The organism is Streptomyces sp. NPDC054047, assembly GCF_055585065.1.
Genome location: NZ_JBVJKV010000009.1, coordinates 369,205 through 383,070, shown reverse-complemented (window position 1 = coordinate 383,070; position 13,866 = coordinate 369,205). Strand labels below are relative to the sequence as shown.

Below are 13,866 nucleotides of genomic sequence, written 5' to 3'. Positions count from 1 at the left end.
AATCGGTCGGGCCGCGAGGGCGCGGCCTCTGCACCTGCCCGGCCACGGAAACGTAAGCTGTGGCACGACAACGGACCGGGCAGCGGGGATGGACATGGCGATGATGCGGCTCCGGCGCGAGGACCCGCGTGTCGTCGGCTCGTTCAGACTGCACAGGCGGCTGGGCGCCGGCGGCATGGGTGTCGTCTACCTGGGGTCGGACCGGCGGGGGCAGCGCGTCGCCCTCAAGGTGATCCGGCCCGATCTGGCGGAGGACGAGGAGTTTCGTTCGCGCTTCGCGCGGGAGGTCTCCGCGGCCCGGCGCATCCGCGGCGGCTGCACCGCGCGGCTCGTGGCCGCCGATCTCGACGCCGACCGGCCGTGGTTCGCCACGCAGTACGTTCCCGGGCCCTCCCTGCACGACAAGGTCGCCGCCGAGGGGCCGCTCTCCGCGGCCGATGTGGCGGTCGTCGGTTCGGCGCTGGCCGAGGGCCTCGTCGCCGTACACGAAGCCGGTGTCGTGCACCGCGACCTGAAGCCGTCGAACATCCTGCTGTCCCCGAAGGGGCCGCGGATCATCGACTTCGGCATCGCCTGGGCCACCGGCGCCTCGACGCTGACCCATGTGGGCACCGCCGTCGGTTCGCCCGGCTTCCTCGCGCCCGAGCAGGTGCGCGGCGCCGCCGTCACGCCCGCCACGGACGTGTTCGCCCTCGGAGCCACGCTGGCGTACGCGGGAATGGCGGACTCGCCCTTCGGTCATGGCAGTTCAGAGGTCATGCTCTACCGCGTCGTCCACGAGGAGGCGCAGCTCGGCGGGGTTCCCGACGCGCTCGCGCCGCTGATCAGGGCCTGCCTCGCCAAGGACCCGGAGGAGCGTCCCAGCACGCTCCAACTGTCGCTCAGGCTCAAGGAGATCGCGGCCCGCGAGGCACAGGGCCTGACCGAGCCGCGGCCGCCCGCGCCCCGGCAGGACCAGGACCGGCCGACGGGGCGGATGGCCGAGGAGTACGCGGACCAGCGCACCCAGCGGCGTCACCCGCAGGGCACTCCCCCGCCGCGCACCGGTTCGTCACGGACCGGCTCCTCGCGGACGGGATCGGGATCTTCGCGGACCGGTTCCTCGCGCACGGGTTCCTCGCGGCCGAATTCCTCGCGGCCGGGGTCCAGTTCCTCGCGGCCCGGGTCACGTCCCGGGCCTGCCAGGAACACGACGCGCTCCGGCGGCCCGCGGCGGCCCGCCAACCCGCGGCTGCTGCGCCAGCGGCTCTTCGTGTTCGTGGTCGTGACGCTGCTCGTGGCCCTGGGGATCGCGGCGGCCCAGGGGTGTCAGGGGCCCGCGCGCGGGCTCGGCGGCAGCGGCGCGCACGATGTGCGCGACGTGCAGCAGAGCCAGAGCCAGCGGCAGGACCCGGGGCCGGGCGCTGGGGCCGGGCGGACCTCTCAGAGCTGAGGGCGGCCCGTCGCCACCGCGTAGAACGCGACCGCGGCCGCCGCTCCCACGTTCAGGGAGTCGACGCCGTGGGCCATCGGGATGCGGACCCACTCGTCCGCGGCGACCAGCGCCTGCGTGGACAGGCCGTCGCCCTCCGCGCCGAGCATCAGCGCGACCCGGTCCATCCGGTGGGGCGCCGCCTCGTCCAGGGTCTTCGCCTTCTCGTCCGGGGTGAGCGCGAGCAGGTTGAAGCCCGCCTCGCGTACGCCCTCCAGGCCCTTGGGCCAGGATTCGAGGCGGGCGTAGGGGACGGAGAAGACCGCGCCCATGGAGACCTTCACCGAGCGGCGGTAGAGGGGGTCCGCGCAGTCCGGTGAGAGCAGGACCGCGTCCATGCCCAGGGCGGCGGCGCTGCGGAAGATCGCGCCGATGTTGGTGTGGTCGTTGACCGACTCCATGACGACGACGCGGCGCGCCCTGGTGAGGAGTTCGTCCGACGTCGGCAGCGGCTTGCGCTGCATCGAGGCGAGGGCGCCGCGGTGCACGTGGTAGCCGGTGACCTGCTCGGCCAGGTCGGGATTGACCGCGTACACCGGTGCCGGGACCTCGTCGATGACGTCCCGCATGACGTCGACCCACTTCGCCGAGAGCAGCATCGAGCGCATCTCGTAGCCCGCCTGCTTGGCGCGCCTGATCACCTTCTCGCCCTCGGCGATGAAGAGGCCCTCGGCGGGCTCGCGCCTGCGGCGCAGTTCGACGTCGGTCAGGCCCGTGTAGTCGCGCAGGCGCGGGTCGGTGGGGTCGTCAACGGTGATGAGATCAGCCACAGGGTGATACTGCCTTGTCCTGGGTGTGGTGCCAACGCCTCGGGGCGGGTTGGGTTACCGATGGTTACGCGCGGGCTCGGAGGGTTACGCGCGGGCTCGGGGTGGTTACGCGGGGGCGCCCGGACCCACGTTCACCACGTCGCCGACGACGATCACGGCCGGGGGCTTCACCTCGTGGGCGGCGACCTCGGCGGCGACGGTCGCGAGCGTGGCGTCCACGCGGCGCTGGGACGCGGTGGTGCCCTCCTGGATCAGGGCGACGGGGGTCAGGGGCGACCGGCCGTGCGCGGTGAGCGCCTCGGCGATCCTGCCGATCTTGTCCACGCCCATCAGGATCACCAGGGTGCCGCGCAGCTTGGCCAGCGACGGCCAGTCCACCAGGGAGCGCTCGTCGTCCGGGGCCACGTGGCCGCTGACCACGGTGAACTCGTGGGCGACACCGCGGTGCGTGACGGGGATGCCCGCGGCGCCGGGCACCGAGATCGAGCTGGAGATGCCGGGGACCACCGTGCAGGAGATGCCCGCCTCGGCGAGCGCCTGCGCCTCTTCCATGCCGCGCCCGAAGACGAAGGGGTCACCGCCCTTCAGGCGGACCACCGACTTGCCCTGCTTCGCGTGCTCTATGAGGGCGTTGTTGATGGCTTCCTGCGCCATGAACCGGCCGTACGGGATCTTCGCGGCGTCGATCACCTCGACGTGCGGCGGGAGTTCGTCGAGCAGGTCGCGGGGGCCGAGCCGGTCGGCGATGACCACGTCCGCCTCGGCGAGCAGCCGACGGCCGCGGACCGTGATGAGGTCCGGGTCGCCGGGGCCGCCGCCGACGAGGGCGACGCCGGGGGTGCGGGCGCGGTGCTGGCGCGCCACGAGGGTTCCGTCGCTCAGACCCTCGACGAGCGCGTCGCGGATGGCGGCGGTGCGGCGGGGGTCGCGGTCGTGGATGTCCGTGGTGAGGACGGCGACCGTGACGCCCGCGGAGCGGCCCGTCGCGGGGGTCAGGGCGGTGGCGGCGTCGGCGTCGTCCGAGCGCACGCACCAGACGCGGTGCGCCTCGCCTTCCGCGGAGGCCGCCGTGTTGGCCTCGGGGTCGCTGGTGGCGATGAGCGCGTACCAGGCGTCCTTGAGGTCGCCGTGCTCGTAGCGGCGGCGCTCCCAGGTGATCTCGCCCGCGTCCGCCATCGCCTCCACCGAGGCGGTCGCCGTCGGCGACACGAGGGTGATGTCGGCGCCCGCCGCGATCAGGGCGGGCAGACGGCGCTGGGCCACCTGGCCGCCGCCGAGCACTACCGTGCGGCGGGCGGTGAGACGGAGGCCTACGGGGTAGGCGGGGCTTTCGGCCATGGCGGGTGGCTCCTCGTGCGGGGCGCTGCGTGCGCTGCCGCTTCGGCGGTGGAGCGGCGCTGACGTGCGGGTTCTGGGTGTGGGACTACTTTACGGCCCCTGTACGTCTGCGGACCGTGGGCACAGACACAGCGGCGAAGGGTGGGCACGGCCTGCGTGACGCCCTGCCCACCCCTGTGCCGGTGCGGCTACTTCTCCGTTACTCCTGCCGAGTCGAACGTGGCCACCTCGTGCATCGCGCGGGCCGCGCTCTGGACCACCGGGAGGGCAAGGAGGGCGCCGGTGCCCTCGCCCAGGCGGAGGTCGAGGTCGACCAGGGGGCGCAGGCCCAGCTTGTTGAGGGCCGCCACGTGGCCCGGCTCCGCGCTGCGGTGGCCCGCGATGCAGGCCGCGAGGACCTCGGGGGCGATGGCGCGGGCGACCAGGGCCGCCGCGCCGGCGCTCACGCCGTCCAGGATCACGGGCGTACGCAGCGATGCGCCGCCGAGCAGCAGGCCCACCATCGCCGCGTGCTCCAGGCCGCCGATCGCGGCGAGGACGCCGATCGGGTCGGCCGGGTCGGGCTGGTGCAGGTCGAGGGCGCGGCGCACGACCTCGACCTTGCGGCTGTGCATCTCGTCGTTGATGCCGGTGCCGCGGCCGGTGACCTCGCCCGGGTCGGTGTCCGTGTAGACGGAGATGAGGGCCGCGGACGCCGTCGTGTTCGCGATGCCCATCTCGCCGGTGAGCAGGGCCTTGTTGCCCGCGGCCACCAGGTCGCGGGCGGTCTCGATGCCCACCTCGATGGCGGCCTTGACCTCCTCGCGGCTCAGCGCGGGGCCGGTGGTCATGTCGGCCGTGCCCGCGCGGATCTTGCGGGGCAACAGGCCGGGGGTGGCCGGGAGTTCGCTCGCCACGCCCACATCGATGACGCAGACCTCGGCGCCCACCTGGTTGGCGAAGGCGTTGCAGACCGCGCCGCCGCCGAGGAAGTTGGCGACCATCTGCGCGGTCACCTCCTGGGGCCAGGCGGTGACGCCCTGGGCGTGCACACCGTGGTCGCCCGCGAAGATCGCGACGGCCGCGGGTTCCGGGATCGGCGGCGGGCACTGCCGGGACAGGCCGGAGAGCTGCGCGGAGATGATCTCCAGCATGCCGAGCGCGCCCGGCGGCTTCGTCATCCGCTTCTGCCGCTCCCAGGCCTCGCCGAGCGCCTTGGCGTCCAGCGGGCGGATGTTGGAGACGGTCTCGGCGAGCAGGTCGTGCGGCTCCTCGCCGGGCAGGGCACGGCGGCCGTACGTCTCCTCGTGGACCACCCAGGAGAGCGGGCGGCGCTTGGACCAGCCTGCCTGCATCAGCTCGGGCTCCTCCGGGAACTCGTCGACGTATCCGACACAGAGATAGGCCACCACTTCGAGGTGCTCGGGCAGGCCGAGCGTTCTGACCATCTCGCGTTCGTCGAAGAAGCTGACCCAGCCGACACCCAGGCCTTCGGCGCGCGCCGCCAGCCACAGGTTCTCGACCGCGAGCGCCGAGGAGTACGGAGCCATCTGCGGCTGCGTGTGACGGCCCAGGGTGTGGCGGCCGCCGCGGGTCGGGTCGGCGGTGACGACGATGTTCACCGGGGTGTCGAGGATGGCCTCGATCTTCAGTTCCTTGAACTGTTTCGCGCGGCCCTTGGGCAACGACTTCGCGTACGCGTCCTTCTGGCGCATGGCCAGTTCGTGCATCGTGCGGCGCGTCTCGGCCGAGCGGATGACGACGAAGTCCCAGGGCTGCGAGTGGCCCACGGAGGGCGCGGTGTGGGCCGCCTCCAGGACGCGGAGCAGGACCTCGTGCGGGATGGCGTCGCTGCGGAAGCCGTTGCGGATGTCGCGGCGTTCACGCATGACGCGCAGGACGGCCTCGCGCTCGGCGTCGTCGTAGGCGGGGGCGGCCGGCGCCTGCGACTGCTGGGCGGGCTCCGGCTCCCTGACGGGCTCCGCCGGGACGGCCTCGTCCGCGGCTTCCGCCGGTTCGGCGGCCTCGGTCACCTCGGCGGGCCCGGCCTCGGCGACGGCCGCGGGCTCGGGGGCGTCGGGCACGGCCGCTGCCGCTGCTTCGGCTTCGGCTTCGGCGGATTCGTCGATCACCAGGAGGGGCGTGGGCTCGGCTGCCGTCTCCGTCTGCTCGGGCGCATCCGCCACGGGCTCTTCGACTGCTTGCGTGGGTTCTGGCGCTTCCGGCGCTTCCGGCGCTTCCGACGTGGCAGTTGCCGCCGCGGGCTCCTGGCCGTCACGCGGCGCGGGCACGGTGGCCGCGGGCTCGGGGGCCTCCGCGGCTTCGAGAAGAGTCGAGGGCTCCTGGGCTTCCGGTGCCTCGGGGGGCTCCGGGGCCTCCTGGGCGGACGGCACCTCCGGGACCTCGGCTGCCGGTACGGCGTCCGGCGCGGGGGCCTCGGCCTCGGCGGCGGGCTCCGGCTGCGCCTCGGAGGCCTCGGGCAGCGGGGCATCGAAGTGCTCCGGGGGCACGGACAGGGCGTGCGGGGGCGTCGGCGCCAGGTGGGGCGTGGTCGGCACCGACCCCTCGACCGGCACGAACTGGCCCAGCGGCGCGGGCGCCTGGGGCTCCGCGTAGGGCTGGTTCGGGTCGCCCGGGAGTGCCTCGCCGTGGGGCGCCTGGCCCGCGGGGGCTTCCGCGTACTGCGGGGCCTGAGGGGCCTGCGGGGCCTGAGGCGCCTGCGGGATGAGCGGGCCCTGGACCGTGTGCCCGGCGGCCGCGAGCGGCGCGTCCGACCAGGGCTGCGCGCCGGCCATGGCGAACTGCGGCTGACCGGAGCCCGCGTGCGCGGACTGTCCCTGCGCGGACGGCTGCTCCGCGTCGGCGGTGGGCGGCAGCTCCTGGCTCGCTTCCGGGGCGGGCGCGGCGGCCTCCGCGCCCGACGGCTGCTCTGCGTCCACGGCGAACGCGGGCTGTCCGGCCTCGGCGACGGCGTGCGCGAACTGGTCGTCCGCCTCGGTGCCTTGCGCGATCGCGGGGTCGGCGGCCTCAGCGGCCTGCGGGAAGGCGGCAGCGGGCGGCTCGGCGACCGGGGCCGCGGGGTCCGTCGCCACGGGCTGGGGCATGTCGGTGGCCGGCGCGGGCTGCGGGGCCTCGGCGCCGGGCGAGTCCTGCGCTCCTTGTGCGTCCTGCACGGCCGGTGCGTCCTGCGCGGCCGGTGCGTCCTGCGCGGCCGGTGCGTCCTGCGTGCCCTCTGTTACGGGTGTGGCGTCCGGGACGACCGTTTCTGCTGGTGCGACGGGCTGTGCGGCCTGTGCGACCTGCGCGGCCTGTGCGTGCTGCGGCTGGGTCGTCCACGGCGTCGCGCCCTGCGGCGTGACCTCACCGAGCTGCGGACCCGGCAGCATCCCTTCCCCGTCACGCGGGATGTCGAGGTACTCGGGCCCCACGGTCGGCGGCCCCGCGTGCCGCACGGGCACGGCGTGCTGCGGGGCACCGGCCGGGCCGCGGTCGGCGAGGGACCGTACGGGACTGCCCGTGCCGTCGGGCACGGCGGGACCCGAAGGCCCCCGGTGGAGCGGGCGGCGGGAGGCGCCGGGGTGCGATGCGGGCGCCGGCGTGGGCGCGCCCGGCAGCTGGACGCCGTTCAGGTCGACCGAGCCGCTGTCGCGCCCGGCGGTCTCGTGCGGACCCGGCTGGTGCACGGCCTGCGGTCCTGCGGCGTGCTGGCCGACGAGGGGCCGGCCGCCCGACGACTGATCGGCCGAGTGCCTGCCACCGGCGGACTGGCCGGCGGCGGACTGCTCCGCCATGGCCGGGTCGGCCACGGGCTGACCCGCGGCGTACTGGTTCGCGAAGGACGGGTCACCGACAGGCGCGCCCGCGTTCTGCTGACCTACGGGCCGGCCTGCGGACTGACCGACGGCCGCGTGCTGGGCACCCCCGGGCTGCGCACCCACCGGCTGAGCGACGCCGTGCTGCGCGGTCCCGCCCTGGGCGCCCGCGTGCTGGGCGGCCACCGGCTGCTCCGGGCCTGCCTGCTGCGGCGCGGCCGAGTGCGGCTCGCTCCAGGCACCCTGGGCACCCGGCATGAGGAGCAAATCGTCATCGTCTGCGGGGGCGACGCTCTCGCCGGGATTTTCGGAGGGGTCGAGGTAGGTGTACGCACCCAGGGCGGGGACGCCCGGCTGCTCCACCATGCCTGCGTTCTCCGGCAGTCCCTCGCCCGAGACCTGGCCGGTGTCGGTCATGCGTAACCCCTCGCCCATCGGTTAGTGCTTCTTCGACCGCCCCTCAGCCTTAGGCCGGGGAAGCCCCATTGCCCGGAGCGGCGCACCAACCGCCCGTCAACCTCAACGAGCGTGCGCGCCGCGCGGCACGAACCGCGTACGGACAACAGGCATTGTCCCGGGTGGCCCGCCGCCGCGGCGGCTTGATCCGCAACGGCCCGCTGTGGGCTGCGCCACGTTGCGCGCCCTCCGGTCCTGCCGTACCACACACCCCCCAAAACGGGCGAGCTTTCCGGACATTGACCAACTATTTGCCGGACACTCGGGTGCGGTACAACGATCGGCCAGCCTACCCCGCACCGTGCGGCAGCAGGGTCACGGGGCGCGATCGGGCAACTGTCCGGAGAGCAGGAAGACGACGGTCCGCTCCCGTTCCGTCCACGCGCGCGTGTCGAGTTCGACGGACTGGAGCAGGGCGCATTCGACCGCGTATCCGTGCTCCGTCAGGCCCCTGCCGATGAGTTCGGCGGCGTCACGGGTCGACGCGTGCGTCACGATGCGCGCCGGACGGCGGTCGGCGACGGCGGAGACCACCGCGGCTCCCCCGCCCCCGACGCGTACGACGTCGGGCTCGGGCAGGTCTTCGAGGACGTGCGGCGCCGTGCCGTGCACGATCTGCGGCTGGACGCCGAAGTGGCGGGCGACCGCCGTGGTGCGGGCGCAGGCGTCGGGGTCGGCGTCGACGGCGATGACGGCGGCGCCGAACCGCGCCGCCTCCGCGGTGAAGGCGCCGCTGCCGCAGCCGATGTCCCAGACCAGGTCGCCCACGCGCGGGCCGATACGGGCGAGTTGCGCGGCCCGCAGGCGGTCGCTCTCGCCCTCGCCGAGCTGGGCCTCGCCTCCGTAGGCGGGGGCGGGCAGGGCCCAGCCGCGCGGGGTGCCCGGGTCGCGTCCCGCGATCCAGCCGGTGTCGGAGGCGGCGACCGGGCCGCCGATGACGATGACGACGTTCGGGTCGCGCCAGGTGTGGTCGGCAGCCTTGTCGGAGGTGAGGACGGTGACCTGTTCGCGCTCAGTGCCGAGCTCCTCGCAGATCACGAAGGTGCGGTGCACGCCCTGCAGCAGCAGGCCGAGCTCGGCGGGGCCCGCGCCGGGCGAGGTGAGCACGGCGACCTTGGTGTGGGCGCGGCAGACGTTCACCGCGCGGCGCAGGGTGCGCGGGTGGGCGACCACGACCTGGGCGTCGTCCCAGGGCATCCCGGCGCGGGCGAAGGCCTGGGCCACGGAGGAGACGGCCGGCACCACTTCGACCTCGAGGCCGAATTCGGGGGCGCGCAGGGTGCGTACGACGCCGAAGAACCCGGGGTCGCCGTCGGCGAGGACCACGGCGGTGCCGCGGTGGGCGGCGATGCGGCGGGCGGCCAGGCTCACGCTGCCCAGGCGGATGCGTTCGGCGGCCGGTGGCACCTCGGTGAGCGCCAGGTGGTGGGCGGCGCCCGCGACGAGGGTGGCGGCGCCGAGCGCCGAGCGCGCGGTGGCGGTCAGCGGCGAGCCGTCCCAGCCGATCACCGTGACGCGGTCGGCCATCGTCGTCTGTCTCCTGGGTTCTCGCGGGTGTGCGTTCTCGCGGGTCGTCTGAGGGGGCCGGGCGTCGTGTGCAGGGGGCAACCGTGTGCGGCCAGGGGCGAGCGTACCTGGTGGGGCCCCGAGGTGCTTGGGGGGTCAGTTCCAGTCGGAGTAGGCGCTGAACCCGCTGTCGGCGAGCTGCTCTCCGACGCCTTCCAGGTCCTCGGGGAGCAGGCTCCACACGATGAGGTCGGTCCGGACGTCGATCCAGCCGCCGAACGGGTCCCCGCCGTTCCTCGTACGCGCTATCCAGGCGCCCCGCAGGACTCCCTCGCTGATGCAGCCGATCTTCTGCGCGACCTGCTGGGCCGCGGTGTTGTCGGCGGCGGTGCGCAGCTCGATGCGCTCGAAGCGCTGGTCGTTGAAGAGCCACTGGGCGGTGGCGAGCGCCGCCTCCGAGGCGTAGCCCTCGCCGCGGGCCCAGGGGGCGACGACGTAGTTGAGCTCGCTGGAGCGCACCCGCCAGTCGATGTCCCGCAGTTGCACGATGCCGACCAGGCGCTGGGTGAGGAACTCCGTGACGGCCAGGGCGATTCCGCGGCCCTCGGTGCGCTCGGCGGGCGCGACCCGGGTGATCCAGTCGCGGGCGTCGTCCTCGGTGTAGGGCTGGGGCGCGGAGGTCCAGGCGGTGACCATCTCGTCGTTCATCATCTCCGCGTACGCACAGACGTCGGCTTCCTCGAACGGGCGCAGCACCAACCGCTCCGTGCTGATGGAGATGTCGGGCAAGGTGGTAGTCATGCGCTGCTCCGTAACCTGGAACCCTCGGGCCTGCTGAAGTGCCCAGCATGCAGCATGTCGGCGCGCAAACGCACCACGGGGTCCGCTCCTTCATCAGGAGAGGACCCCGTGGTGAGGGCGGAAACGGACTGTGCGTCAGCTCGTTTCGACGGGCAGGACCGAGCCCTTGTACTTGTCCTCGATGAACTGCTTCACCTCGGGTGAAGTGAGCAGTTCGGCCAGCTTCTCGACCCGGGGATCGTCCTCGTCGCCCTTCTTGACGGCGAGCACGTTGTTGTACGGATTGTCCTTGGGCGACTCCAGAAGGATGGCGTCCTTCTTGGGGCTGAGTCCGGCGTCGAGCGCGTAGTTGTTGTTGATGACCGCGGCGTCGACGTCTTCCAGGGAGCGGGGCAGCTGGGCGGGTTCCAGCGGCTTGATGGTGAGCTTCTTCGGGTTGGACGTGATGTCCTCGGGGGTCGCGGTCGAGCCGGCCCCCTTCTTGAGCCCGATGACGCCCTTGGAGGCGAGGAGTTCGAGCGCCCTGCCTTCGTTGGTGGTGTCGTTAGGAACGGCGACGGTCGCCCCCGCGGGCAGCTCGGTGACGTCCTTCGCCTTGTTCGCGTACACCCCCATCGGCGGCAGATAGACCTCGGTCACCGGCGTCAGCTCCGTCTTCTTGGACTTGTTGAAGTCCTCCAAGTACGGGGTGTGCTGGTAGAGGTTGGCGTCGAGGGAGCCCTCCTGGAGCGCGGTGTTCGGCGTGACGTAGTCCGTGAACTCCGTGATCTGGAGGTCGAGTCCCTTCTTCTTCGCGAGGTTGTCCCTGATGTACGCGAGGACTTCACCGGCCGGGGTCGGGGTGGCGCCGACGACGAGCTTGTCACCGTCGGCGCCTCCCGAGCCGGATTCGCTGCCGCAGGCGGTCAGGCCGAGGGTGAGGGCCAGTGCTCCCGCGGCGGCCGCGATGACGGGCGTCCGCATGATCAGAACGCCGCGACGACGGCACCGTCGTACTTGTCGTCGATGAACTTCTTGACCTCGGGCGAGGTGAGGAGCTTGGCGAGCTTCTTCACGCGCGGGTCGTTCTCGTCGCCCTTGTTCACGGCCAGGAAGTTGCCGTAGGGGTTGTCCTTGGCGGGCTCGGCGACGATGGCGTCCTTGGCCGGGCTGAGCTTGGCCTCAAGGGCGTAGTTGCCGTTGATCACCGCGGCGTCGACGTCACCGAGGGAGCGGGGCACCTGGGCGGCCTCGAGCTCCTTGAACTTGAGGTTCTTCGGGTTCTTCGCGACGTCCTTGGGGGTGGCTTCGTAGCCGACGCCCTTCTTGAGCTCGATCAGGCCGTTGTCGGCGAGGAGCTTGAGCGCGCGGGCCTCGTTGGTGGTGTCGTTCGGCAGGGCGACCGTGGCACCGCTCTTGAGGTCGGTGAGCTTCTTGACGCTCTTGGAGTAGACGCCGAGCGGCTCCAGGTGCACCGTCGCGTTCGGGACGGGCACGATGTCCGTCCCGTTCTTCTTGTTGAAGTCGTCGAGGTAGGGCTTGTGCTGGAAGTAGTTCGCGAAGACCTCGCCCTGCTGGACGGCGGTGTTCGGCGTGACGTAGTCGGTGAACTCCTTGACCTCGAGGTCGAGGCCGGCCTTCTTGGCGAGGTTCGCCTTGACGTAGTCGAGGATCTCGCCCTGCGGCGTCGGGGTCGCGGCGACGATGAGCTTGCCGTCCTTGTCGCCCGCGGCGGAGCCCTTGTCGGAGCCGCAGGCGGAGAGACCGAGGGTGAGGGCTCCGGTGGCGAGGACAGCGGTGGTGATCTTGGCGGTGTTACGCACGAAAAGTGCCTTTCTCCATGGGTGGTACGCCCCGCGATGGGGTGTGCGGGGTGAGATTCAGGAAGCCTTCGAAGGCGCGAGCTTGAGGAAGCGCAGGCGCGGTGCGGCGCCCGAGTGGCCGCCGCGCCGGTGCAGCCTGCGGGCCGCGTAGTCGCCCGCGAACTGGATGATCGAGATGACGACGGCGAGGACGCCGACGGTGATCCACATCAGTTCGGTCTCGAAGCGCTGGTAGCCGTAGCGGATCGCGATGTCGCCGAGGCCGCCCGCGCCGACGGCGCCGGTGATGGCCGAGTAGCCGATGATCGTGACGATCGTCGTGGTGGTGCTGGAGATCAGCGAGGGCAGCGACTCCGGCACGAGGACCTTGCGCACGATGGTCCAGGTGTTGCCGCCCATCGACTGCACGGCCTCGACGAGGCCGCCGTCGACCTCGCGCACCGCGGTCTCCACGAGCCGCGCGAAGAACGGCGTGGCGCCGATCGCGAGCGGCACGATGGCGGCCTCGCGGCCGATCGTCGTACCCGTGATCCAGCGCGTGAAGCCCATCAGGGCGACCATGAGGATGATGAAGGGCATCGAGCGCGCGATGTTCACGATCTGCCCGATGAGCTTGTTCAGGAACGTGTTCTGCAGCAGCCCGCCGCGGTCGGTGAGGACCAGCAGGATGCCGAGCGGCAGTCCGGCGACGACGGCTATCAGCGTCGACCAGCCCACCATGTAGAGGGTGTCCCAACAGGCCTGCTCCAGCAGGGGCTGCATCTCCGACCAGGTCACTTGGCACCTTCCTTGACCAGCGGCGTGGCGTCCTTCGGCGTGCTCACGGGCTCTTCGCCCGCGATGTCCACCTGTAGTCCCTGCTCGCGCAGGAAGCCGATCGGGACGACGTTCTCCTCGAAGCGTCCGGGCAGCTCGATGCGCATCCGGCCGACCTGCTTGCCCGCGACGGTGTCCATCGCGGCGCCGAGGATCGAGATGTCGATGTTGTACGTGCGCGACAGTTGGGAGATGACCGGCTGGGTAGCGGCCTCCCCGTGGAAGGTCACGTCGACGACGGTGCGGTCGACGCCCGACGCCTCGCCGCTGACCGGGAAGAGCGCGGCGGCCAGCTCGGAGCCGGGCGTCGCGAGCAGCTCGGTGACGGTGCCGGACTCGACGATCCGCCCGTTCTCCATGAGGGCGGCGGAGTCGCAGACGCTCTTGACGACGTCCATCTCGTGCGTGATCAGCAGGACGGTCAGGCCGAGCTGCCGGTTGAGGTCGCGCAGGAGCCCCAGGATGGAGCGGGTGGTCTCCGGGTCCAGGGCGCTGGTCGCCTCGTCCGAGAGCAGCACCTTGGGGTCGCCGGCGAGCGCGCGGGCGATGCCGACGCGCTGCTTCTGGCCGCCGGAGAGCTGCGCCGGGTAGGACTTCGCCTTGTCGGCGAGGCCGACCAGGTCGAGGAGTTCGAGGGCCTTGCGGGAGCGCTCGGCGCCGCTGAGACCGAGGATCTCCAGGGGCAGCTCGACGTTGTCCTGCACGGTGCGCGAGGACAGCAGGTTGAAGTGCTGGAAGACCATGCCGATACGGCTGCGGGCCCGACGCAGGTCCTTGCTCGCGCGGCTGCCGCGTCCCGCGAGGGCGGTGAGGTCCTGCCCCGCGACGGTCACGGTGCCGGCGGTGGGGCGCTCCAGGAGGTTGACGCAGCGGATCAGCGAGGATTTGCCGGCGCCGGACTGGCCGATGACGCCGTACACCTCGCCTTCGCGGACATGCAGATCGACGCCGTCGAGGGCAGTTACTTCACGACCGCGTGAGCGGTAGACCTTGGTGAGGCCGGAAGTGGTGATCACAGGGGTTTCCGTCACTGTCGAGTGCGCGGCGCGGTTCTCGCCGGGCACGGGGCATTCGTGGGGAACGCGGCACGGTTTCTCGCGGTGGCGAAAAGAACC

The 13,866-nt window shown here is 72.5% G+C and carries 10 protein-coding genes; 1 reads left to right on the top strand and 9 read right to left on the bottom strand.

The window, feature by feature from the left end; translation table 11 throughout:
• The first annotated feature begins 88 nt into the window (after positions 1-88).
• Positions 89-1,432: a serine/threonine-protein kinase gene (locus tag ACZ6ZP_RS30420; RefSeq protein WP_351164873.1), complete on the top strand. Its 1,344-nt coding sequence runs from the start codon at positions 89-91 to the stop codon at positions 1,430-1,432.
• On the opposite strand, the gene ACZ6ZP_RS30415 is transcribed toward ACZ6ZP_RS30420, so the two are convergent.
• The 9 genes from ACZ6ZP_RS30415 to ACZ6ZP_RS30375 form a co-directional block, all read right to left on the bottom strand.
• Entirely contained in the window at positions 1,423-2,241 is an 819-nt protein-coding gene (locus tag ACZ6ZP_RS30415) for a TrmH family RNA methyltransferase (protein WP_351164874.1), read from the bottom strand. The two genes, ACZ6ZP_RS30420 and ACZ6ZP_RS30415, sit on opposite strands and share 10 nt — an antisense overlap.
• Positions 2,242-2,346: 105 nt before the next feature.
• A complete protein-coding gene (gene cobA / locus ACZ6ZP_RS30410) occupies positions 2,347-3,579 on the bottom strand; it encodes a uroporphyrinogen-III C-methyltransferase (RefSeq protein WP_469409079.1) in 1,233 nt (410 codons plus the stop codon).
• A gap of 188 nt (positions 3,580-3,767) precedes the next feature.
• Positions 3,768-7,787, bottom strand: coding sequence for a nicotinate-nucleotide--dimethylbenzimidazole phosphoribosyltransferase (gene cobT / locus ACZ6ZP_RS30405; RefSeq protein WP_469409078.1), 4,020 nt, complete (start codon positions 7,785-7,787; stop codon positions 3,768-3,770).
• Between the two features lie 354 nt (positions 7,788-8,141).
• Positions 8,142-9,353 (bottom strand): precorrin-6y C5,15-methyltransferase (decarboxylating) subunit CbiE, encoded by a 1,212-nt coding sequence (gene cbiE / locus ACZ6ZP_RS30400; protein WP_361463239.1) that lies wholly within the window; start codon positions 9,351-9,353, stop codon positions 8,142-8,144.
• Between the two features lie 135 nt (positions 9,354-9,488).
• A complete protein-coding gene (locus ACZ6ZP_RS30395; protein ID WP_361463237.1) occupies positions 9,489-10,133 on the bottom strand; it encodes a GNAT family N-acetyltransferase in 645 nt (214 codons plus the stop codon).
• Between the two features lie 135 nt (positions 10,134-10,268).
• Positions 10,269-11,096, bottom strand: a complete 828-nt coding sequence (locus ACZ6ZP_RS30390) for a MetQ/NlpA family ABC transporter substrate-binding protein (protein WP_366464027.1) — start codon at positions 11,094-11,096, stop codon at positions 10,269-10,271.
• A gap of 2 nt (positions 11,097-11,098) precedes the next feature.
• Positions 11,099-11,935 (bottom strand): MetQ/NlpA family ABC transporter substrate-binding protein, encoded by an 837-nt coding sequence (locus ACZ6ZP_RS30385; protein ID WP_351164883.1) that lies wholly within the window; start codon positions 11,933-11,935, stop codon positions 11,099-11,101.
• A gap of 57 nt (positions 11,936-11,992) precedes the next feature.
• Positions 11,993-12,712 (bottom strand): methionine ABC transporter permease, encoded by a 720-nt coding sequence (locus ACZ6ZP_RS30380; protein WP_351164884.1) that lies wholly within the window; start codon positions 12,710-12,712, stop codon positions 11,993-11,995.
• Entirely contained in the window at positions 12,709-13,767 is a 1,059-nt protein-coding gene (locus ACZ6ZP_RS30375; RefSeq protein ID WP_361463232.1) for a methionine ABC transporter ATP-binding protein, read from the bottom strand. Before ACZ6ZP_RS30375 ends, ACZ6ZP_RS30380 begins: the two co-directional genes overlap by 4 nt.
• Between the last annotated feature and the right edge of the window lie 99 nt (positions 13,768-13,866).